This window comes from Nocardia ninae NBRC 108245, assembly GCF_007990755.1.
Lineage (GTDB): Bacteria > Actinomycetota > Actinomycetes > Mycobacteriales > Mycobacteriaceae > Nocardia > Nocardia ninae.
Genome location: NZ_BJXA01000008.1, coordinates 39,593 through 59,059, shown reverse-complemented (window position 1 = coordinate 59,059; position 19,467 = coordinate 39,593). Strand labels below are relative to the sequence as shown.

Below are 19,467 nucleotides of genomic sequence, written 5' to 3'. Positions count from 1 at the left end.
GAGTTACCGGAGGGCAGCCCTTTTCGTTGCGGTTACCCGTGTTCGACCACCTCAGGCGCCGCTCGACACGGTCAGCGTGCGGTCGGCGCCGTCACCTCGTCGGTGTCGTACGCTCCCCGCTCCGGGGACATACCGGGCTTCTCGTCACCGTGCCCCGGCCACCACGCGCGGTGCCCGAGCAACGCCGTCAGCGCCGGGGTGAAGAACATCGCCATCACGAAGGCGGCGATTCCGATGCCCACGGAGATGGCGAACCCCATCTGCGAGAGAACGTTGTTGCCCGCCAACATCATCGAGGCGAAGGTACCCGCGAGGATCAGGCCTGCGGCCGCGACCGTCGGACCCGTGTGCTGCAAACCGAGCGCCGCCGCCTGCCGCGGATCGCGCCCCTCCCTGGCCTCTTCGCGCAACCGGGCCACCATCAGGATGTTGTAGTCGGTGCCGAGCGCGACCACGAACAGGTACATGATCACCGGCAGCGTGAAGATCAGGCCGGCCTCCCCCTGGATGTGCTGGAACACCAGCACCGCGGCGCCGAGCGTGGCGGCGAAGCCGAGGAACACCGACGCCATCAGGTACCACGGCGCGACCAGACTGCGCAGCAGCAAGGCCAGCACGATCATGATCAGAATCGCGGCCACCGGGAACACGATCGCGTAGTCGTGGTTCATCGCGTCCTGGAAGTCCACGAAGATCGCCGTCATCCCGCCGACGGCGGCGGTCGTGCCCGCCGGCGCGGCCGCATGCGCGGCGTCGCGCAACGGATTACGGACCGTCTCGATCGCGGCGTCCGATTCCGGTGCGGAGGTGAGCGTCACCTGGAAGTTGGCGGTCGCCTTGTCCGCGGACAGCAGCGGTTCCGCCACCTGGCCGACGCCGGGCACCGCGATCAACGCCGTCCGGTAGGTCGCGAGCTGGTCGCTGGTCAGCGCGCCGTTGTCGGCCCGCAGCAACACGTCCGACGGCTGGGTGGCACCTGCGGGCATGCCCTTGAGCAGTTCCTTGTTGTAGACCACCGATTCGGACGCATCCGAGGTCGAGCCCGAACTCAGATCGAAGGTCGGATTGAAGCCGACGGCCAGGATGCCCAGCGCGACGAGCACACCGCCGGAGACCACCGCGAAGGCGGCGGGACGACGGCCGAGGGCCGCACCGAGCGCCGCGAAACGCGCACCCTTCGGCTCCGCCTGCCACGCCTTCGACGGCCAGAACACCTTGGTGCCCAACAACGAAACCACGGCGGGCACCAGTGTGAGACCGGCCAGCAGCGCCACCGCGACCGCGATGGCCAGCGCGGGACCGAGCGCCCGGAACATGCCCAGCGTGGACAGGGTCAGTGCCATGAACGCGATGATCACCGCTGCCGCAGCGGAGGTGATGGCCTCGCCGACCCTGGTGACGGCACTGACCATGGCGGTCTTCGGATCTTCCCCCGCCCGCAGCCGTTCCCGGTAGCGGAACATCAGGAACAGGATGTAATCGGTGCCGACGCCGAACAGCACGACCAGCAGGATGGCGTTCACCGAACTGTCCACCTTGAGGTCGAAGGCCTCGGCCGTCATCGCGATCAGTCCGCCGACCAGACTGGAGACGGCGCCGATGGTGACGATCGGCAGCAGCGCGATCACCGGGCTGCGGAAGATGATCAGCAGCAGCACGAGGATCAGCACGATCGTCGCGACACCGATGATCGCCATGCCCTTTTCGCTGGACTCCATCTGATCCAGCATCTGCGCCGCCTGACCGGTGATGCCCGCCTTCAGTTCGCCGCCTTGCACTTCCGTCTTCAGCGCGTCACGCAGCGCCTTGACCGCGTCGCTCTGGGTCGTGTCGCCCGCGCTGGTCACCTTCGTCAGCTGCACCGCGATGACCTGGATCAGCCGGTTCTCCGACGGCGGAATCGGCTGTAGCCCAGTGACATCCTCGATGTTGGCCGCACTGAGTTTCGCGCCGATGGACGCGACCGCGGCCGTATCGCTGTCGCTCAACTGTGCCCCGTCGGACCGGGCGAAGACGATCAACGCCGCGGGCGCTGCACTCTGCGGAAAAGCCTTCTGTTGCATGTCGAGTGCCTGGATCGACTCGTAATGCGAAGGCAGGAAGTCGGATTGGTCGGTGGTCGATTTGAGCTGCGGCGCCGTCGCCACCACACCGACGATGATGAGCAGCCACAGGCCGATCACCTTCCACGGATGGTGCACGACCAACTGCCCGAGTCGAGCAAACATGGGAATGCGTCCTTTCGGTATCCGAGCGGCCGCTCAGATGTCGAGATCCTCGATAGGAGGTTGCGCGGAAGTGTCGGTGAGTGTGCGGAAGATCTTGGCGGGCACCCGCTCCCGCAGTTCCTCGAACGAGTCCACCACCTCCAGCGTGCGGTCGCCCCAACTCTGATTGTCCAGGTCCAGCCCGCCACGCCAGTTCGTCTTCTGCATCTTCTTCAATTCCTTGACCCAATCGGCCACCACCGAGAAATCGGTCCACTCCGCACTTTGCTTGTGCACCACGTACTTCCCTTTGCGGCTCAGATAAACCCGGACCAGCTCCACCCCCGCCTTGGTGACCTGCGTCGACTCCCCCACCCGCCGCCCGGCAAACCGCTGCACCCGCCCACTCCCCGGCCCTACCTTCAGCGCGACTTCCCGAAACCCCTCCGGGTCCGCCCTCTCGAAGTCGACACCCCCCTCGACCACAACCGCCTGCACCGATTCGCTACTCATGACGACTCCATCTATACGTAAATGCGCATGCACGCATCGATTCAGAACCAACGGACCCCTCATTCGCCCCGCCGGCCCAGATTCTCGGTCTCGATTTCCCCGGGCCACTGCACACCAGCACCCGTCGCGACCACTATATGTAGATGTATACGTATAACGCAAGGCCTCGGCTGGAAATCTGGCTCACCAGCACCCGCCCTCCGATCACCGCAGGCCTACGACACCCCGCTCAGCCACGACAGGGGGCTATCGAGTTGGCTCGACTCAACCGCGAAACCGGTTGTCAGCCGGGACGTTTCAGAAGATGAGCTATTGGAACCGCTCAGGGGCGAGAAGGGCAGTCAGCCACTCATGACCGAACTACCCACGGACACAACACGGTCGATCAGCACCGACCGGAGGCACATCTCAACCGCTGTCGCCGACTGCGGTGCCGTCGACGCTGGCCGAGACTCAGGCGCCGACTTGGCTCGGTTCTTTCTCGACGGCTGGGTGGCGGCGGTTGCGCAGGGCGAGGAGGAGCGGGATGCCGAGGCCGATGCCCAGGCCGAGGGCGGCTGCGGCACCGAAGCCCGCGGGGAAGCCGCCCGCGTCGATGGCGATGCCCGCCATGGAGCTGCCGATGCCGTTGCCGAGGGTGAGGGCGGCGCTGTGCCATCCGATTGCTTCACCGCGGCCGCCCTCGGGAACTATTCGGCTCATCTGGTCGATGGAGGCGGTAATCGTTGGCGCGCAGAATAATCCGGCGACCAGGCCGGTGATAGCGAGGGAGATGGGGCCGACGGCGAAGGCCATCGGTAGGGTGACGGCGCCGAGGGCCGCGAGCAGCAGGTAGGTGGAGATCTTGCGGTGCAGCGCGCCGTAGGTGAGGCCGCCGACCACCGAACCGAAGCCCCAGACGGCGAGGACGACGCCGAGCCATTTCTGCGCGTCGAATTCGCGGATGGCGGAGACGAAGGTCAGTTCGGAGCCGGCCAGGACGGCGATCGCCGCGCTCGCGCCGACGCACAGGGCGACGAACTCGAGGCGGAACCAGCTGCGGCGCGGGACGGCGACGGCGTTCGCGCGGTCGGTGTCCTGGGCGGAGCGCAGTGGTGGATTGCGCACCCAGAGCAGGATGCCGGCGAGCACCAAAGTCATTTGCACGAAGAACAACACCATCGTCGTCGACCAGATGCTGGCGGCGGCGACACCGACGATCGGCCCGACCATGAAGGCGCACTCGACCGACACCGACTCCAACGCGAGGGCGGGCTGCCGGTTCTGCTCGGTCGTCGCGGCGATGACCGCCTGCCGGACGACGGTGAAGATGGGTACGTCGAAGAGTCCGGCGATCGCGGCGAAGATGAGCAGCGGCACGTAATCGACGAACGGCGCGATCGACCAGCACACCGCGCCGACCAGAATGGACGGCGCGACCGTGCGGCGCAGTCCGAACCGATCGAGCAGGCGCCCGCGCCACGGCCCGCTCAACGCGATGCACACGGTGGCGATGGTGCTGAGCACACCGGCCTGCACGTAGGAACCGTGCAACGTCTGCACGACGTGCAGTGCGAGCAGCACGGCCCCGGCGAAGAACGGGATGCGCACCAGCGCCCCGAGCAGCAGTACGTTGCGCACATCCGCACTCGCCAAAACCACCCGATAGGACCGCACCAACCGAGCTTGTCACGCCGTACCGACAAGCCGCCACCGATTTATCCCATGAATTTTGCCGCTGTCACTCGCTGCCCAATGAGCAAGCGGTAGTTCACCTTTGCGCTCAGCCGTCGAGTAGGTTCAGCCGGTGAGACCCGCGCGGTCGAGCAGGTAGTCGGTCATCGGTTCGTAGTATTCGGGGAAGACGCCGTCGTCGAGCGGGACGGTAACGGCGATCTTGCCTTCGGCGCGGCCCGCGAACAGGGCTGGGTCGTTGGAGTCGGCGAAACCGACGGTGTCGATGCCCGCTTCACCCGCTGCGCCGGCCCAGCCGTGGTCGGCGATGACGAGGTCGGGCCAGGGGTGCGGTTCGGGGCGGTCGCGCAGTTCTTGCAGCATCGCCTGCATGGGGTTCGGGTCGTGCGTGTGCTGGAGTCGGCCGCCGGTGCTGAGCGCGGCAACGCCTGAGCTGTAGACGATTTCGCGAATCCGCGAGCCGTTCGCGGTGATGACGGGGTACGACCAACCCGCGGCGGGGGTGAGTACCTCACACCCGGCGGCGCGCAACGCGTCTTCGACTGCGCGGTAGACGCCCATCAGCGGCCCGGGGTGCCCGGTGGCCAGCAGCACTGTCTCTCGATCGCGCGCGGCCTGCCCGATTCGGGCGCCCATCTCGTCGAGGGCCTCGATGGTCAGATCCACTCCGATGGTGTCGGCGCCTTGCCGATGCCGCGGGTCCGGGTTGACCCCGCACAGCCGCGCCATCATGTCCAAGGTCTCGTCGAACGTCCAGTCCTTCAACGCCAACCCGAATTGGTAGCCGGGATCCTTGGCGACCATCCTGCGGTAATGCGCCAGGTTTCCCTCGCGTGGCGTCGCGACATCGCCCGCTATCCGAGTCTGTAGCAAGTGCTTACGCAGCAGCGCCCGGTCGTATGGCTGCACCAACAATCCCACCTCCGCATCGGCCGGCACTGCTACCGAGGCCAGGTGCTTCGACGCAGTGTTCGCCGTCAACACGACACTACAAGGACGGGCGCGCCCGGCAACCGCAGTACGCGCCCTCCTCACTGTTCGGTTCTCGCCGCGATCTCCTGCGGGTCCGGATCTGGGCTAACCCGCTCGTTCGAGGAAGGGGTTGCGCACCTCTAACCCGAGGAAGCTGCGGCCGTGTTGAAGGTCTTCCGACAGAATGTATTTCGCGCCGGACCGGGAAGCGGCCTCGATGATCAATGCGTCCCACCACGACACCATGTGTGTTTCGGCAAGAAATGAAGCGTTCATGATCACCAGCGGGTCGGTGTCGCGCGCGCACCATTCGCTGTAGGTCGCAATGACCCGGCGAGCCTTCGCTGGACTCATCCGTGGCGTCAACTTGCGCGTCGCCACGTTGTAGAACTCCTGCAGCACCTGGGTGCTGAGCAAACCGACGCCGCGACGCCACAGGTCCGCGAGGACATCTCGAGCGATCCGGTGCCGCTCCCCGGCCTCGATGTCGTGTGCGTAGATGAGGATGTTGGTGTCTATGAAGGTGCGCTCAACCGCGATCACGCGTGCCTCTGCTCCCCTCGGTCGTAAAGCTCCTCTCGCGTCCACGTGACGCGCCCTCCGTGCCCTTCGGCCTCGGCCATCAGCTGGAGCGCCTGCTGTTTGGCGTACTCATAGCGCTCGGCGTCCTGAGCGATCTCGCGCAGGTACTGCGTCACCAGCGCGCTGACCGACGTGCCCCGTTGTACCGCAATCACCTTTGCGGAGGTGATCACCTCTTCATCGAGCTGGATCGTCAGATTACGTTTGGACATGCCACATGTATACCACGTGTTCCACGTGAAAGTAACGTGGCGATCGGGTCGGCTCATAGAACGACGAAGGCCCGCCTCCCAACCGGGAAGCGGGCCTTCGCCTTACAGACCGAAAAGACCTACTTGGCCTTCTCCAGCACCTCGACCAGACGCCAGCGCTTGGTCGCCGACAGCGGTCGGGTCTCCATCAGCTGGACGCGGTCGCCGATGCCGGCGATCTCGTTCTCGTCATGCGCCTTCACCTTGGAGGTGGTGCGAATGATCTTGCCGTAGAGCTTGTGCCGGTTACGGTCTTCCAGCTCGACGACGATCGTCTTGGTCATCTTGTCCGAGACAACGTAGCCAACTCGAACCTTGCGGCTGGCGCGCTGCTGCTCTTTCTGTTCGCTCATGCCGCATCTCCCTTGTCAGCGGGTCCGGAGGCCAGACCGAGCTCGCGCTCGCGCATGACCGTGTAGATGCGCGCGATCTCGTGACGAACCACGCGCAGCCGACGGTTGTTGTCCAGCTGACCCGTCGCCATCTGGAAGCGCAGGTTGAACAGCTCTTCCTTGGAGTCGCGCAGCTTCTGCACCAACTCTTCTTCGGTGAGCTCGCGGAGCTCTGCGGCCGGTGTTTCGGTAGCCATCAGAACTGCTCCTCCCTGGTCACGATCCGGCACTTCATCGGGAGCTTGTGCATCGCGCGGCGCAGGGCCTCACGAGCGATCTCCTCATTGGGGTAACTCATCTCGAACATCACGCGGCCGGGCTTGACGTTCGCGATCCACCACTCCGGCGAACCCTTACCGGAACCCATGCGGGTTTCGGCAGGCTTCTTGGTGAGCGGGCGATCCGGGTAGATGTTGATCCAGATCTTGCCGCCACGCTTGATGTGGCGGGTCATCGCGATACGTGCCGACTCGATCTGCCGGTTGGTCACGTAAGCAGGCTCCAGCGCCTGGATCCCGAACTCGCCGAACGCCACCGAGGTGCCGCCCTTGGCCATGCCGGAACGACCGGGGTGGTGCTGCTTGCGGTGCTTGACCTTACGAGGCATCAGCATTGCGTCAGCCCTCCTGTGTCTCTGCCGGAGCGTCCACCACCGCGGTGGCGGCGCGCCCGGCCTCGGTGCTGGTCGCCGTGGTACCGGCGGATCCGGAGCGACGCGGGCGAGACGGACGCTCGCGGCGCGGGCGATCGCGATCGCCTGCCGGAGCGGCCGCGGCGGCGAGCTCACGCTTGCCACCGACGATGTCGCCCTTGTAGATCCAGACCTTCACGCCGATGCGACCGAAGGTGGTCTTGGCCTCGTAGAGGCCGTAGTCGATGTCGGCGCGCAGCGTGTGCAGCGGCACCCGACCCTCGCGGTAGAACTCCGAGCGCGACATTTCGGCGCCACCGAGGCGGCCCGAGCACTGCACGCGGATGCCCTTGACGTTCGGCGAACGCATGGCCGACTGGATGGCCTTACGCATCGCACGACGGAACGCCACGCGGTTGGACAGCTGCTCGGCCACGGCCTGAGCAACGAGCTGCGCATCCGATTCGGGGTTCTTGACCTCGAGGATGTTCAGCTGCACCTGCTTCTTGGTGAGCTTCTCCAGCTCGGCCCGGATGCGATCGGCCTCGGCGCCACGGCGGCCGATGACGATGCCCGGACGAGCGGTGTGGATGTCGACGCGAACCCGATCACGGGTGCGCTCGATCTCCACCTTGGAGATGCCCGCCCGCTCCATGCCGGTGGCGAGGAGCTTACGGATGGCGACATCTTCCTTGACGTAGTCCGCGTACTGCTTGTCCGCGTACCAACGCGACTTCCAGTCGGTGGTGATACCGAGGCGGAAGCCATGGGGATTGATTTTCTGTCCCATTTACTTTGCCCCTCCCTTCCGGCGGTTGCGAGTTGCTCCACCGGCGGTGGGGATGCTCTCGACCTCGATGGTGATGTGGCTGGTGCGCTTGCGGATGCGGAACGCACGACCCTGGGCGCGCGGCTGGAACCGCTTCATGGTCGCACCCTCGTCGACGTAGGCCGTCGAGATGACCAGGGTGGCCGGGTTCAGGCCGAGGTTGTTCTCGGCGTTCGCCGCGGCACTCGCCACGACCTTGGCAACTGGCTCGCTCGCGGCCTGGGGCGCGAACTTCAGGATCGCCAGGGCATCCTCGACTCGCTTGCCGCGGACCAGGTCCACGACGCGACGAGCCTTCATCGGGGTGACGCGAACGTGCTTGGCCGTCGCGCGTGCAGTCGGATTCTGAGTGTCAGTCGTCATCGCCGCTTGCTCTTCCGGTCGTCCTTGACGTGGCTCTTGAACGTCCTGGTCGGCGCGAACTCACCGAGCTTGTGCCCGACCATGTTGTCCGAGACGAACACCGGCACGTGCTTGCGACCGTCATGGACGGCGAAGGTGTGGCCGATGAAATCGGGGATGATGGTCGAACGACGCGACCAGGTCTTGATGACCTGCTTCGTGCCCTTTTCGTTCTGCACGTCCACCTTCGCGAGGAGGTGGTCGTCGACGAACGGGCCTTTCTTGAGGCTGCGTGGCATTTCTTACCTCCTCCTTCAGCGCTTGTTCTTGCCGGACTTGCGGCGGCGGACGATGAGCTTGTCGCTCGGGCGGTTGGGCTTGCGGGTACGGCCTTCCGGCTGTCCCCACGGCGAGACCGGGTGGCGACCACCGGAGGTCTTGCCTTCACCACCACCGTGCGGGTGGTCGACCGGGTTCATCACGACACCACGGACGGTGGGGCGACGGCCCTTCCAGCGCATACGGCCGGCCTTGCCCCAGTTGATGTTCGACTGCTCGGCGTTGCCGACCTCGCCGACGGTGGCGCGGCAGCGCACGTCGACGCGGCGGATTTCGCCGGAGGGCATACGCAGCGTGGCGTAGGAGCCTTCCTTACCGAGCAGCTGGATGCTGGATCCGGCCGAACGAGCCATCTTCGCGCCGCCGCCCGGACGCAGCTCCACCGCATGGATGGTGGTACCGGTCGGGATGTTGCGCAGCGGCAGGTTGTTACCCGGCTTGATGTCGGCCGTGGGGCCGGACTCGATCGGGGTGCCCTGCGCGATGCCCTTGGGCGCGATGATGTAGCGCTTCTCGCCGTCCACGAAGTGCAGCAGCGCGATGTTCGCGGTGCGGTTCGGGTCGTACTCGATGTGCGCGACCTTGGCCGGGATGCCGTCCTTGTCCAGTCGACGGAAGTCGATCAGACGGTAGGCCCGCTTGTGGCCGCCACCGCGGTGCCGGGTGGTGATGCGACCGTGCGCATTACGACCACCCTTGCTGTGCAGCGGACGGATCAGCGACTTCTCGGGGGTCGACCGAGTGATCTCAGCGAAGTCCGAAACGGACGACCCGCGGCGACCCGGGGTTGTCGGCTTGTACTTACGAATTGCCATGAGTTCTTCTCTTCTTTCTGGAGTCCCAGGCGCTTACGCGACCGGGCCTCCGAAGATCTCGATGGGCTTGCTGTCGGCCGAGATGGTCACGAGCGCGCGCTTGGTGTTCTTGCGCTTGCCGTAACCGAAGCGGGTCCGCTTGCGCTTGCCCTGACGGTTGGCGGTGTTGACGCTGGTAACCGTGACACCGAAGACCTTCTCGACGGCGATCTTGATCTGCGTCTTGTTGGAATCCGGGTGCACGATGAAGGTGTAGGTGCCTTCCTCGATGAGTCCGTAGGACTTCTCCGAGATGACCGGCGCCAGCAGGATGTCGCGGGGGTCGGCGATGGTGGTCACTTGCTCTCCTCCTGTGCCGCCTCGGCGGGGCCGTGCACGAAGGCGTTGAGTGCCTCCACGCTGAACACGACCTCGTCGCTTTCCAGCACGTCATAGGTGTTGAGCTGGTCCGGCGCGATCGGGTGCACGAACTCGAGGTTCTGCACGCTCTTCCAGGCCGCGATGTCCTCACGTCCGAGGACGAGGAGGAACTTCTTGCGGTCCGACAGCTCCGCGAGGAAGCTCTTGGCCGTCTTGGTCGACGGGTCCTGCCCGGCAACCAGTTCGGTGATCACGTGGATGCGCTCGTTACGCGCCCGGTCCGAAAGTGCTCCACGCAGTGCGGCGCGGATCATCTTCTTGGGGGTGCGCTGGCTGTAGTCGCGCGGCTGCGGGCCGTGCACGACGCCACCACCGGTGAACTGCGGCGCGCGGGTCGAGCCCTGACGGGCGCGGCCGGTGCCCTTCTGCCGGTACGGCTTCTTGCCACCACCGCGGACTTCACCGCGGGTCTTGGTGGAGTGCGTGCCCTGGCGGGCCGCGGCCAGCTGCGCGATGACCACCTGGTGCATCAGCGAGATGTTCGCGGTCGCGTCGAAGATCTCCGCGGGGAGATCGACGGTGCCATTGGTCTTGCCGCCCAGCTCCTTGACCGGCAGGGTCAGGTTGGCCTTCTTTTCGAGGCTGGTCATGCGTGCGCACCACCCTTCACTGCGCTCTTGACGATCACGACATTGCCGCGACGACCCGGGATCGCTCCCTTGATCAGCAGCAGGCCGTTTTCGGCGTCGACCTTGTGAACCGAGAGGTTCTGCGTGGTGACGCGGTCATTACCCATGCGGCCCGACATGCGCATGCCCTTGAACACGCGGCCGGGGGTGGCGCAGCCACCGATGGAGCCGGGGCGACGGTGCACAGCCTGCGCACCGTGCGAAGCGCCCTGACCGGCGAAGCCGTGACGCTTCATGGTGCCGGCGAAGCCCTTGCCCTTGCTGGTACCCGTCACGTCGACGTAGGTGCCCTCTTCGAAGACGTCGGCGTTGATCTCCTGGCCGACCTCGAAGGTGGACGCGTCGGCGACGCGGATCTCGGCAACGTGGCGACGCGGGGTGACACCGGCCTTGGCGAACTGGCCGGAGACCGGCTTGTTCACCTTGCGCGGGTCGATGGCGCCGAAGGCAACCTGGACGGCGCTGTAGCCGTCGCGCTCCACGGTGCGGATCTGGGTGATCACGTTCGGTCCGGCCTTGATGACGGTCACGGGAACGACGCGATTCTTCTCGTCGAACACCTGGGTCATCCCGAGCTTGGTGCCGAGGATGCCCGCCGCAGGCCTGTTCTTGTTGTCAGTCATATCTCCAGTCCCCGTCACTGAATGTTGACGTCGACGCTGGCCGGGAGGTCGATGCGCATCAGCGCGTCGACCGTCTTCGGCGTCGGGTCGAGGATGTCGATAAGCCGCTTGTGCGTACGCATCTCGAAGTGCTCGCGCGAGTCCTTGTACTTGTGCGGCGAACGGATGACGCAGTACACGTTCTTCTCGGTCGGCAACGGCACCGGCCCGACGACACGGGCCCCAGTGCGGGTCACCGTCTCAACGATCTTGCGCGCTGACGCGTCGATCGCCTCGTGGTCGTAGGCCTTGAGCCTGATGCGGATCTTCTGTCCCGCCACGCTAAGTGTCCTTTTCTCCGCTTATACCTTCGTGATCCGGAAGCTGGCTTCCGTACCACCCTCAATTTGCACAGCCCGAACACACGAAGACGTCTCACGTGAGACCACGACCGAGCACGCATGCTTCGGTCCTCGCCGCTGTTCATCTGTCATGGTTCTCCGGTCCACGCGGTCGGGCGTGTCGCCCATCCGCTCATTCTTCGGCACTGGATCGAACTTCATCTCAGGCCTGGAATCGTGTTCCCGGACGTACCCACACCGGATGAACCGGTGAGGTACACGATTGGTACTGCTCGCCTTTCCTAGCCATCCCGTCTCAACTCGGAAACAGGCACGGCCCGGTGCAAGGCAACCCGAACAGTATGCCCGACGCGCTCGGCTACTTCAAATCCGGCCCCAGGGAACGGCTCCGCCCAGGTCATCGGCGTGACGGCAAGGCAACAACAGCGGCGGCCGTGCCGATTCCGAGGAACCGGCACGGCCGCCGCCGTTCGACTGTTCGACCGATCCGACCCCACCCGCCGGAGGCGAATCAGGTCAGCGCAGCACCTGGACGATCACATACTTCGAGTTGTCGTAGAGCGCCGGATCGACCACAGCGATCGCGATCGAACCGCTGCGCGTGTTGGCCGCCTCCGCGGTGACGCCCGAGAACTCGAGGTCGTCGCTGTACTGGATGCCGTCGATCAGCTCGCCGCCCTGATAGACGGACTCCTCATCGAGGTAGAACAGCCCGTCGGTGGTCAGTGGACCGTTCAGCACGCCCATGAGCGGACTGCGCTGCAACGCGACCGTCTCGTTGTGATCGAGTTCGAGGCCGAGATAGATGCCGTCCTGCGGCGCGATGACCGGAGTGACGGCGGCGGCCTGGCCCGCCCCTGCGGATGTCGCGATGAGAGCGCCGCCCAGCGCGATACCCAGCGCGGCGGCGATTGTGCGAATACCCATGCTCGAGAACTCCCAGTTCCCCTCTACGCCAACAGAAATGGCGTCGGCCCCCAGTCCCGCCACCGATCGACGCAACGGATAAACATAGCAATTCGGACAGGCGACCAGATAGCCCCCGAGCCCGCTGTCACCGTGATTTGGGGCACACTCGACAGACCGAACTTACTCCGCAGTAAGATGACCGCATGACGAAAGCGACCGCGACCTACCGCAGCTGGCAGAAACTGCCGGACAATCGGCTCGGCCACACGCTGTTCTCGCTGGGCATGGTGGCGCGGGTGCCGTACTTCGGCACGGTGCTGCCGAGCGTGGTGCGACTTGAGCCGGGCCTGTGCGAGGTGACCTCGCCGAAGTGGTTCGGCATCCACAACCACCTCGGCACCTATCACGCCATCGCCGCCTGCAACCTGGCCGAGGTGGCCATGGGCATGCTGAGCGAGGCGACCGTGCCGGAGACGCACCGCTGGATCCCGAAGGCGATGAACGTGCAGTACCTGGCCAAGGCCGAGACCGGCCTGCGGGCCGTCGCGAAGCTGCCGGAGGTCCCCGACTTCGCGACGATCACCGAGGGCCGGGACCTGATCATTCCGGTGTCGGTCTACGACAAGCACGGCCTCGAGGTCGTGCACGCGGACATCACCACCTGGATCACACCGAAGTAGCCGCACCTTTTTTCAGCAGGGCAGCGGGCGGTTGTCGTTCGCCAGCGCGCTGAGCACCGCCGCGGCGGCACGCGGATCCCCCAGCAGCCCACTGTGATTGGCGATGTCGGCCGGGCAGCCGTCCTGCAGCCAGATATTGCGGTTGTCACCGGTGGGCGCGGTGAGCAGCGCGGTCTCCTGCGGGGTGATGATCTCGTCGGCGCGGGAGGCGAGGGCCGTGTACCGGACACCGGGCACGGTCTCGCCTCCCGCGTTCAGCCGGTTCAGCAGCGGTGACCCAACCACCTGCTGCTGACCCGGAGTTCCGAAGACCTGGGCGGCGATCTGCGCGTTCTCCAGACCGATCGAGGCCAGGTCAGGGTAGTTGTCGCGGAGTCCGGCCCAGGTCGAGCCCCGATACGGGGTACCGAGCGTGATCACCTGCGTCACCGCGGCGGGGCCGTGCGAGCGCAGGTACTGACGGATCACGTTGCCGCCGGTGGAGTGACCGACCAGCGCCACCTGCTGCGCGCCGGTGGCTTTCTGCACGGCCTGCACGACGTCGCTCAACTCGGTCGCCATCCGATCGATGTCGGCGACGCCGTAGATGGTGCGGCCGAGTACCGCGGCGCCGACCGGGCCGATACCCACTGCGCTGGAGCCGGCTTGGCCGCTGACCACGTCACGCAGGCCGGGGGTGGGGCCGAGATTCGCCGCGAAGACACAGTGACCCTCGGCCCGCAGCAGCGGTGCGAGCATCGCGAAACTGTTGGCCGCGTCGGTGCCCGAACCGTGTACGAGCACGACCGGCTGCGGGTGCACCGCCAACGGGCGGCAGGCCCAATCGTTGGCGCCGGCGAAGGCCGGGATCGGCGGGGCGGCTGCCGCGGCGGGCGCGTGCAGGACCGCCGCGCAGGCGGCAGCGAGCATCAGGCCGGCGATCCGCGCGGCCTGTTTGCGAATCCACATCTCAAATTCCCAACGGAGCAGACAGCGCGGGCCACGAGTTCTTCAACGCGTCTTCCCAATATCCCCAGGAATGGGTGCCGTCCGGGTGAATGTCATACGTTGCCGGAATACCCAGAGTATTCAGGCGGGTCTGCATATTGCGTGAGCAGTAATTGGTGGCCGCCTCGATGGCGCCGCCTTTGATGAGCTGGGCCGCGATACCGTCGACACCGGGCAGCGAATACTTGCCGTTCAATTCATCGTATTTACCGGGGATGCCGCCGCCGCTGGAAATGTAGATGGACTTGCCTCGTAGCCCCTCGGCCTGCACGTACGGGTCGTTGGCCGCCCAGCGCGGGTCGTCGGCCGCGCCGTACATGTTGGCCAGCTTCGCCCAGCCCCAGGTCTCCACGGTGAGCTTCATGAACTCCTGGCCGACCGGGTCGCTGATCTGCGCGCAGCCGCTGTAGGCGGCGACGCTGGAGTAGAGGTCGCCGGTGGTCGCGGCGAGCGCGAGCGTGGTGGTGCCCGCCATCGAGAGGCCCGCGATGGCATTGCGCCCGCTGGTCGCCAGATATTTATCGATGAGGGGCGGCAATTCACGCGTCAGAAAGGTCTTCCACTTCTGCTTGCCCAGGCGCGGATCGTCGTTGATCCAATCCGCGTAGTAGCTGAACATGCCGCCGATCGGCGACACCACGTGCACGTTCTTGGCCGAAAGGAACTGCAGCGCATCGGTTTCCGTCTCCCAGGTAACGCCGTCCTCGCCGCCGCCCGCACCCTGCAGCAGGTAGAGCACCGGCCGGGGCACGCTGGTGTCGGCCGCCCGCTGCGTCTCCACCTGGATATCGCGATCCATGGCCGCCGAGTGAATTGTCAAGGTGAGCTTTCGCGCATCGTGCTCCTGCACCGCAACAATTGCGGACTCCGCAGGCGCACCGTGCGCCGATGCCGGCATAACCGCGAATACAGCCGCACCGGCTGTGACCGCGAGCACACCAAGCCTACGGAGGGTATTGCCACTCATGATTCCCCTTCTCCTGAACGCGGAAACCACCCGCGTCCGGCACCGAGACTACGGTGTGACACAGCCCTTTTTCATCACTGAAGTTGCAGGGCCACCAATTCTGGGGGCACCGTGAAAAGCAATTCTCGGACTGCGCGCTTTCACCGTGTTCGGTTTAATGCGAGACCCGATTTCCGGGGGCTCGATGCGCGCGGACAGTTGCGTCGGCCCGGCCGCAGCGGATTGAATGCCCTCATGGGTGTCAGCGCGGTCCGAGATGTCGACGTGTGTGTGGTCGGGCTCGGTCCGACCGGCCGGGCGCTGGCGCATCGTGCGCTGCGCGCCGGGCTCAGCGTGACCGCGGTCGATCCGCGGCCCGATCGGCTGTGGCCGCCCACCTACTCCTGCTGGGTCGACGAACTGCCGGACTGGCTGCCCGCGAGCGCAATCGCCAGCACGATTCCGCAGCCCACCGTCTGGACCAAAACCGCGCTGCGCATCGATCGCCCCTACTGCGTGCTGTCGAAAACGGGCCTGCGCGAGGCACTCCCGCTCGACGGGGCCACCGTACTGGCGGGGCGCGCCACCCAGGTCGACGCGCACGTCGTCACCCTCGCCGACGGGACGACGGTGACCGCGGCGACGGTTTTCGACACCCGCGGCCTGCCCACGCTCGGCCGGCGCCGGGCCGCCAGCGCGCACGGCATCTTCGTCGCCGCCGAGACGGCCGCGCCGATGGTCGAGGAGGGCGAGGGACTGCTGCTGGACTGGCGGCCGGAGAACGGCGCGGGCCCCGACGAGCCGCCGTCGTTCCTCTACTCGGTGCCGCTCGGCGACGGCACGGTGATCTTCGAGGAGACCAGCCTCGGCCTGCGTGGCGGCATGCCGCAGCACGAGCTGCGCAAACGGACCCTCAATCGACTTGCCGCGCACGGCATTCGGCTCACCGGCACGGAGCCGACGGAGGCCGCGCACTATCCGCTCGATCAACGGCCGCCGAAAAAGGGCGTCGCCCAGGCCGTTCCGTTCGGATCACGCGGCGGCATGATGCATCCCTGCACCGGCTACAGCGTCGCCGACTCGCTCGCGCTGGTGGACACCGCGATCACCGCGCTACAGCAGGGCCGCGACCCGATCGCCGAACTGTGGCCGCGCCGCGCCCGATTGGTGTACTGGATGCGGATGCGCGGGCTATGGGGACTCGGCCGGCTGACCACCGAGCAATCGATCGCCATGTTCGACGCGTTCTTCAACGCCTCACCGCGCGGACAACGCGCCCTGCTGTCCGCCCACGACGACTACACCGCCCTCGGCGCGGTCCTGTTCAACACCGTCGCGCACACCTGGCCGTTCCACTGGCGCTACGACCTGGTCGGCTGGACGAACCGCAATCGCTGGCTGGACTACGACTTCGATCAGGCCCCGGTCTCGGCCGCCCGTCGATAGCCGCGCACCGCGGGGTAGGCGAACACCACGATCAAGCCGAGCGTCCACAGCACGGTCTTCATCAGCGGCTCGGCGACCGGTCCGCCATAAGACAGGCCGCGCATCGCATCGATCGCACAGCTCATCGGCTGGTTCTGGATCGTCGACTGCAACCAGACCGGATAGGCGAACGCCGGTGCGAAGCCGGTGTTGAAGAACATCAGCAGCGTGTTGATGATGCCGATGATGTTCACCAGCATCACGCCCTCGGTGACGGTGGCCAGCGCGGTGACGAGCACGGCGAAGGCGACACCGAACAGCACCGGGATGCCGATCAGGGCAAGGCCGGCGAGCGGGCCCTGGTTGAACCGGAAGCCGAGCAGCAGCCCGACGCCGACGACGAACAGAGTGGTGACCAATACCCGAACCGCTTCGGCCAGCAAGCGTCCGGTCAGCCCCGCCGCTCGGTGGATCGGCATGGTCCAGAACCGGCCGAGCAGACCGGACATCTTCTCGCCCTTGAAGCCGAGCGCGCTCACCACCGCACCGGACATCGCCGCGACCAGCGTGAGCAACGCCATCTGCGCGTAGATGCTCGGCTGGCCGGTGTAGCTGGTGATCGACTTGCCGAGCACGATCTTGAACATCAGCAGCGTCAGCGCCGGGTACACCAGCGTCTGGATCGTGGTCGCGGGATCACGCGCCCAGACCAGCAGCAGCCGCTTGCACTGGATCAGGCTGTGCGTGGCCCAGTTGCGCAGCGAGTTCTCCGGTGTCGCCGCGACCTCGGGCAGCGGTGTCTTCCAGGAGATCTTGTCGGTCTCGTCGATGGGCGCCATGGTGGCCTCTACGGAACTCATGATCGCCTCACGCTTGCCCAGATCGACAGTGGGATGAACACGAGCGCGAGCCCGATCACCCAGGTCAGCGGTACCCACAACACCTGCCACGTCACACCGCCCGCGGCCATGTCACGCAGCGCGAAGGAGAACTGGGAGATCGGCTGATTGCGCACGAATCCCTGAATCCATTCCGGGAAGCTGCGTTCCGGGACGAACCCGCAGGACAGCATGCCGAAGATCAGCGTGGGCAGGGTCAGTGCCTGGCTCAGCGATTCCGGGCTCTTGGTCAAACTGCCCAGCGCGTCGGCGCCGAGCGCGAGCGTGGTGCCGACCGCCAACGAGAACACACAGAACAACACGGCCTGCCCGAAGCCCGCGACGAAGCGGAAGCCGATCAGGTGGCCGAATATGACGGCGGCGGTCAGCGAGGTGACCGAGCGAACCAGCCCGGCGGCGATCCGCGCGGACAACGGAACAAGCATGCCGATCGGCATGGTCTGCATTCGGGTACTCAGCCCGGTCAACGCCTCGAACGCCGCCAGCTGGGCGTTCGACATCATCGTGAAAGCCATGGTCTGCAGCACGATGATCGGCATGACGTACTGGGCGTAGTCGATGCCCTGGAACTTCATCACCAAGCGCAGCGGAAAGTAGAACCCGAGTGTGAACACCAGCGGCGTCACCACCGCGACGATCAGCTCACCCTTGGTGGCCATGGTCCAGACGATCCGGCCGGACAGCGCGCGCCACTGCGCGAACGAGGACAGCCGAGCCTCGGGTAGGTCCGCGAACAGTGCGGCCGCGTCCGCGGCCCGATCAGGGGCAGTAGCCGTTGTCACGCCGTCCCACCCGAACGTCCGGTGATGGACAGGAACACGTCGTCGAGCGAGGGTCTGCGCAGTGCGATGTCGGCCAGGTCGATGCCCGCGCTGTCGAGGCGGCGCAGCGCCTCGGTGAGCGTGGCCGCGCCCTCGGGGGCTGGAATGGAGAGCCGGTCGCCGCCGTTGATGTCCGCGAGTACCGCGGCGGGAACCAGGTCGCCGAGGGCGGCGGCGGTCGTGCGCAGCTGCGTCGGGTCCAGCGGGACCACCTCGCAGTAGCTGCCGCCGGTCTTCTCCTTGAGCTCGTCGGCGGTGCCCTCGGCGATCACCGTGCCCTTGTCGATGACGATGATGTTGTCGCTGAGCACATCGGCTTCCTCGAGGTACTGCGTGGTCAGCAGGACCGTGATGCCTTGGGCCTTCAGCGCGTTCACCAGATCCCACACGCCCTGACGGCTGCGCGGGTCGAGGCCGGTGGTCGGCTCGTCGAGGAACACCACCTCCGGGCGCACCACCAGGCCGCACGCGATGTCGACCCGGCGGCGCATGCCGCCCGAGTAGTGGCGCACCGCGCGGCGGCCCGCGCTCACCAGGTCGAACTCCTCGAGCAGGGTGTCGGCGCGCTTGCGGGCGGCGCTCTTGGTCAGGCCCATCAGGCGACCGAACAGTTCCAGGTTCTCCCGGCCGGAGAGGTTCTCGTCGAGGGCGGCGTACTGACCGGTCATCATGATCGACCGGCGCACCCCCGCCGCGTCTTTGAGCACGTCGTGCCCGGCGACCACGGCGGTGCCGGAGTCCGGGCGCAGCAGCGTGGACAGGATCTTCACCATCGTCGTCTTGCCCGCACCGTTCGGGCCGAGGATGCCGAGGACGGAGGCGCGGTCGGCAACGAAGCTGACCCCCTGCAGTGCATGCACATCGCCGAACGACTTCCGGACGTCCGTCACCCGGACCGCTGGCTCACTGGCATGCAGATCTGCTTGGTTCAAGCTCGGCATCAACTCTCCACTATCGGCAATTGCGACGACTCGGGGCCGCCGGAGCGCGCGCGTATACGTCCCGATGAATGATCCGTAGCGCTTGGCGTGATGTTACCGGCATGCAGGATTCACGCCGGGTCGCCCGCGCAGTACCCAACAGGACCGCAGACTAATTGTGTCCTTACTCACACTCGCCGATATCCGTCCGGCGCGGCGCAGATCGGCGCTGGTGGACCGTGTCAAGGGCAGCGTGGCGGCAGCGGACGAGCCTTGTCGGCCCGGCGCGGCGACCATAGTCTGCTAATCGGGGGAACACT

At 66.2% G+C, this 19,467-nt stretch carries 25 protein-coding genes; 2 read left to right on the top strand and 23 right to left on the bottom strand.

Annotation, left to right across the window (positions count from 1 at the left end):
- Positions 1 to 71: 71 nt before the first annotated feature.
- The 18 genes from NN4_RS08505 to NN4_RS08420 all read right to left on the bottom strand — a co-directional run bounded on the left by NN4_RS08505 (position 72) and on the right by NN4_RS08420 (position 12,487).
- Positions 72 to 2,228, bottom strand: coding sequence for an MMPL family transporter (locus tag NN4_RS08505; protein ID WP_147129396.1), 2,157 nt, complete (start codon positions 2,226 to 2,228; stop codon positions 72 to 74).
- 33 nt (positions 2,229 to 2,261) lie between these two features.
- Entirely contained in the window at positions 2,262 to 2,720 is a 459-nt protein-coding gene (locus NN4_RS08500; protein WP_186818326.1) for an EXLDI protein, read from the bottom strand.
- A gap of 453 nt (positions 2,721 to 3,173) precedes the next feature.
- Positions 3,174 to 4,376 (bottom strand): MFS transporter, encoded by a 1,203-nt coding sequence (locus NN4_RS08495; protein WP_246180777.1) that lies wholly within the window; start codon positions 4,374 to 4,376, stop codon positions 3,174 to 3,176.
- 123 nt (positions 4,377 to 4,499) lie between these two features.
- The gene (locus NN4_RS08490) at positions 4,500 to 5,303 is read right to left on the bottom strand and encodes a phosphatase (RefSeq protein ID WP_147129466.1); all 804 of its coding nucleotides are present in this window, start codon (positions 5,301 to 5,303) and stop codon (positions 4,500 to 4,502) included.
- Positions 5,304 to 5,471: 168 nt separating this feature from the next.
- Positions 5,472 to 5,909: a PIN domain-containing protein gene (locus NN4_RS08485; RefSeq protein ID WP_186818325.1), complete on the bottom strand. Its 438-nt coding sequence runs from the start codon at positions 5,907 to 5,909 to the stop codon at positions 5,472 to 5,474.
- Positions 5,906 to 6,160, bottom strand: coding sequence for a DUF6364 family protein (locus tag NN4_RS08480; protein WP_147129393.1), 255 nt, complete (start codon positions 6,158 to 6,160; stop codon positions 5,906 to 5,908). The genes NN4_RS08485 and NN4_RS08480 overlap by 4 nt, the downstream gene beginning before the upstream one ends.
- A gap of 119 nt (positions 6,161 to 6,279) precedes the next feature.
- On the bottom strand, positions 6,280 to 6,552 hold the full coding sequence (rpsQ, locus tag NN4_RS08475; RefSeq protein ID WP_107654117.1) for a 30S ribosomal protein S17: 273 nt from the start codon (positions 6,550 to 6,552) through the stop codon (positions 6,280 to 6,282).
- Complete coding sequence (gene rpmC / locus NN4_RS08470) at positions 6,549 to 6,788, bottom strand: 50S ribosomal protein L29 (protein ID WP_039822417.1); 240 nt, start codon at positions 6,786 to 6,788, stop codon at positions 6,549 to 6,551. Before rpmC ends, rpsQ begins: the two co-directional genes overlap by 4 nt.
- Positions 6,788 to 7,204, bottom strand: coding sequence for a 50S ribosomal protein L16 (gene rplP / locus NN4_RS08465; protein ID WP_025347180.1), 417 nt, complete (start codon positions 7,202 to 7,204; stop codon positions 6,788 to 6,790). The genes rpmC and rplP overlap by 1 nt, the downstream gene beginning before the upstream one ends.
- A gap of 4 nt (positions 7,205 to 7,208) precedes the next feature.
- Positions 7,209 to 8,012: a 30S ribosomal protein S3 gene (gene rpsC, locus NN4_RS08460; protein WP_107654116.1), complete on the bottom strand. Its 804-nt coding sequence runs from the start codon at positions 8,010 to 8,012 to the stop codon at positions 7,209 to 7,211.
- On the bottom strand, positions 8,013 to 8,414 hold the full coding sequence (gene rplV, locus NN4_RS08455; RefSeq protein WP_107654115.1) for a 50S ribosomal protein L22: 402 nt from the start codon (positions 8,412 to 8,414) through the stop codon (positions 8,013 to 8,015).
- The gene (rpsS, locus tag NN4_RS08450) at positions 8,411 to 8,692 is read right to left on the bottom strand and encodes a 30S ribosomal protein S19 (RefSeq protein WP_019045020.1); all 282 of its coding nucleotides are present in this window, start codon (positions 8,690 to 8,692) and stop codon (positions 8,411 to 8,413) included. Before rpsS ends, rplV begins: the two co-directional genes overlap by 4 nt.
- A gap of 15 nt (positions 8,693 to 8,707) precedes the next feature.
- Positions 8,708 to 9,547: a 50S ribosomal protein L2 gene (gene rplB / locus NN4_RS08445; protein WP_107654113.1), complete on the bottom strand. Its 840-nt coding sequence runs from the start codon at positions 9,545 to 9,547 to the stop codon at positions 8,708 to 8,710.
- A gap of 33 nt (positions 9,548 to 9,580) precedes the next feature.
- Entirely contained in the window at positions 9,581 to 9,886 is a 306-nt protein-coding gene (gene rplW, locus NN4_RS08440) for a 50S ribosomal protein L23 (RefSeq protein ID WP_040731336.1), read from the bottom strand.
- Positions 9,883 to 10,557, bottom strand: a complete 675-nt coding sequence (gene rplD / locus NN4_RS08435; protein ID WP_107654112.1) for a 50S ribosomal protein L4 — start codon at positions 10,555 to 10,557, stop codon at positions 9,883 to 9,885. The genes rplW and rplD overlap by 4 nt, the downstream gene beginning before the upstream one ends.
- Positions 10,554 to 11,219, bottom strand: coding sequence for a 50S ribosomal protein L3 (gene rplC, locus NN4_RS08430; protein WP_040731331.1), 666 nt, complete (start codon positions 11,217 to 11,219; stop codon positions 10,554 to 10,556). Before rplC ends, rplD begins: the two co-directional genes overlap by 4 nt.
- 14 nt (positions 11,220 to 11,233) lie before the next feature.
- The gene (gene rpsJ, locus NN4_RS08425) at positions 11,234 to 11,539 is read right to left on the bottom strand and encodes a 30S ribosomal protein S10 (RefSeq protein WP_003938093.1); all 306 of its coding nucleotides are present in this window, start codon (positions 11,537 to 11,539) and stop codon (positions 11,234 to 11,236) included.
- A 537-nt stretch (positions 11,540 to 12,076) separates the two neighbouring features.
- Positions 12,077 to 12,487, bottom strand: coding sequence for a hypothetical protein (locus tag NN4_RS08420; RefSeq protein ID WP_147129392.1), 411 nt, complete (start codon positions 12,485 to 12,487; stop codon positions 12,077 to 12,079).
- 185 nt (positions 12,488 to 12,672) lie between these two features.
- Here NN4_RS08420 and NN4_RS08415 point away from each other — a divergent pair, with 185 nt between their 5' ends.
- The gene (locus tag NN4_RS08415) at positions 12,673 to 13,149 is read left to right on the top strand and encodes a hotdog fold domain-containing protein (protein ID WP_147129391.1); all 477 of its coding nucleotides are present in this window, start codon (positions 12,673 to 12,675) and stop codon (positions 13,147 to 13,149) included.
- Positions 13,150 to 13,161: 12 nt separating this feature from the next.
- Here NN4_RS08415 and NN4_RS08410 read toward each other — a convergent pair whose 3' ends face one another.
- On the bottom strand, positions 13,162 to 14,097 hold the full coding sequence (locus tag NN4_RS08410; RefSeq protein WP_147129390.1) for an esterase/lipase family protein: 936 nt from the start codon (positions 14,095 to 14,097) through the stop codon (positions 13,162 to 13,164).
- Between the two features lies 1 nt (position 14,098).
- Positions 14,099 to 15,034, bottom strand: coding sequence for an alpha/beta hydrolase (locus NN4_RS08405; RefSeq protein WP_246180776.1), 936 nt, complete (start codon positions 15,032 to 15,034; stop codon positions 14,099 to 14,101).
- Positions 15,035 to 15,337: 303 nt separating this feature from the next.
- Here NN4_RS08405 and NN4_RS08400 point away from each other — a divergent pair, with 303 nt between their 5' ends.
- A complete protein-coding gene (locus NN4_RS08400; protein ID WP_147129389.1) occupies positions 15,338 to 16,528 on the top strand; it encodes a lycopene cyclase family protein in 1,191 nt (396 codons plus the stop codon).
- Here the strand turns inward: NN4_RS08400 and NN4_RS08395 are convergent.
- From NN4_RS08395 to NN4_RS08385, 3 genes are read right to left on the bottom strand one after another with little or no spacing between them, the layout of a single operon-like run.
- Complete coding sequence (locus NN4_RS08395) at positions 16,498 to 17,367, bottom strand: ABC transporter permease (RefSeq protein ID WP_186818324.1); 870 nt, start codon at positions 17,365 to 17,367, stop codon at positions 16,498 to 16,500. The genes NN4_RS08400 and NN4_RS08395 overlap by 31 nt on opposite strands.
- Positions 17,364 to 18,188 carry an ABC transporter permease gene (locus NN4_RS08390; protein WP_147129388.1) on the bottom strand — a complete coding sequence of 275 codons (825 nt, stop codon included), beginning with the start codon at positions 18,186 to 18,188 and terminating at the stop codon, positions 17,364 to 17,366. The genes NN4_RS08395 and NN4_RS08390 overlap by 4 nt, the downstream gene beginning before the upstream one ends.
- A complete protein-coding gene (locus NN4_RS08385) occupies positions 18,185 to 19,168 on the bottom strand; it encodes an ATP-binding cassette domain-containing protein (protein ID WP_147129387.1) in 984 nt (327 codons plus the stop codon). The genes NN4_RS08390 and NN4_RS08385 overlap by 4 nt, the downstream gene beginning before the upstream one ends.
- Positions 19,169 to 19,467: the final 299 nt, after the last annotated feature.

What these genes read in the sequence shown, in the direction of transcription:
- NN4_RS08405 (WP_246180776.1), bottom strand. Translation starts at nt 15,034, where the DNA reads ATGCCGGCATCGGCGCACGGTGCGCCTGCGGAGTCCGCAATTGTTGCG.
- rplB (WP_107654113.1), bottom strand. Translation starts at nt 9,547, where the DNA reads ATGGCAATTCGTAAGTACAAGCCGACAACCCCGGGTCGCCGCGGGTCG.
- rplC (WP_040731331.1), bottom strand. Translation starts at nt 11,219, where the DNA reads ATGACTGACAACAAGAACAGGCCTGCGGCGGGCATCCTCGGCACCAAG.
- NN4_RS08505 (WP_147129396.1), bottom strand. Translation starts at nt 2,228, where the DNA reads ATGTTTGCTCGACTCGGGCAGTTGGTCGTGCACCATCCGTGGAAGGTG.
- rpsS (WP_019045020.1), bottom strand. Translation starts at nt 8,692, where the DNA reads ATGCCACGCAGCCTCAAGAAAGGCCCGTTCGTCGACGACCACCTCCTC.
- NN4_RS08500 (WP_186818326.1), bottom strand. Translation starts at nt 2,720, where the DNA reads ATGAGTAGCGAATCGGTGCAGGCGGTTGTGGTCGAGGGGGGTGTCGAC.
- NN4_RS08415 (WP_147129391.1), top strand. Translation starts at nt 12,673, where the DNA reads ATGACGAAAGCGACCGCGACCTACCGCAGCTGGCAGAAACTGCCGGAC.
- NN4_RS08420 (WP_147129392.1), bottom strand. Translation starts at nt 12,487, where the DNA reads ATGGGTATTCGCACAATCGCCGCCGCGCTGGGTATCGCGCTGGGCGGC.
- NN4_RS08400 (WP_147129389.1), top strand. Translation starts at nt 15,338, where the DNA reads ATGGGTGTCAGCGCGGTCCGAGATGTCGACGTGTGTGTGGTCGGGCTC.
- NN4_RS08480 (WP_147129393.1), bottom strand. Translation starts at nt 6,160, where the DNA reads ATGTCCAAACGTAATCTGACGATCCAGCTCGATGAAGAGGTGATCACC.
- NN4_RS08395 (WP_186818324.1), bottom strand. Translation starts at nt 17,367, where the DNA reads ATGAGTTCCGTAGAGGCCACCATGGCGCCCATCGACGAGACCGACAAG.
- rplD (WP_107654112.1), bottom strand. Translation starts at nt 10,557, where the DNA reads ATGACCAGCCTCGAAAAGAAGGCCAACCTGACCCTGCCGGTCAAGGAG.
- rpsC (WP_107654116.1), bottom strand. Translation starts at nt 8,012, where the DNA reads ATGGGACAGAAAATCAATCCCCATGGCTTCCGCCTCGGTATCACCACC.
- NN4_RS08385 (WP_147129387.1), bottom strand. Translation starts at nt 19,168, where the DNA reads ATGCCGAGCTTGAACCAAGCAGATCTGCATGCCAGTGAGCCAGCGGTC.
- rpmC (WP_039822417.1), bottom strand. Translation starts at nt 6,788, where the DNA reads ATGGCTACCGAAACACCGGCCGCAGAGCTCCGCGAGCTCACCGAAGAA.
- rplP (WP_025347180.1), bottom strand. Translation starts at nt 7,204, where the DNA reads ATGCTGATGCCTCGTAAGGTCAAGCACCGCAAGCAGCACCACCCCGGT.
- rplV (WP_107654115.1), bottom strand. Translation starts at nt 8,414, where the DNA reads ATGACGACTGACACTCAGAATCCGACTGCACGCGCGACGGCCAAGCAC.
- NN4_RS08410 (WP_147129390.1), bottom strand. Translation starts at nt 14,097, where the DNA reads ATGTGGATTCGCAAACAGGCCGCGCGGATCGCCGGCCTGATGCTCGCT.
- rpsQ (WP_107654117.1), bottom strand. Translation starts at nt 6,552, where the DNA reads ATGAGCGAACAGAAAGAGCAGCAGCGCGCCAGCCGCAAGGTTCGAGTT.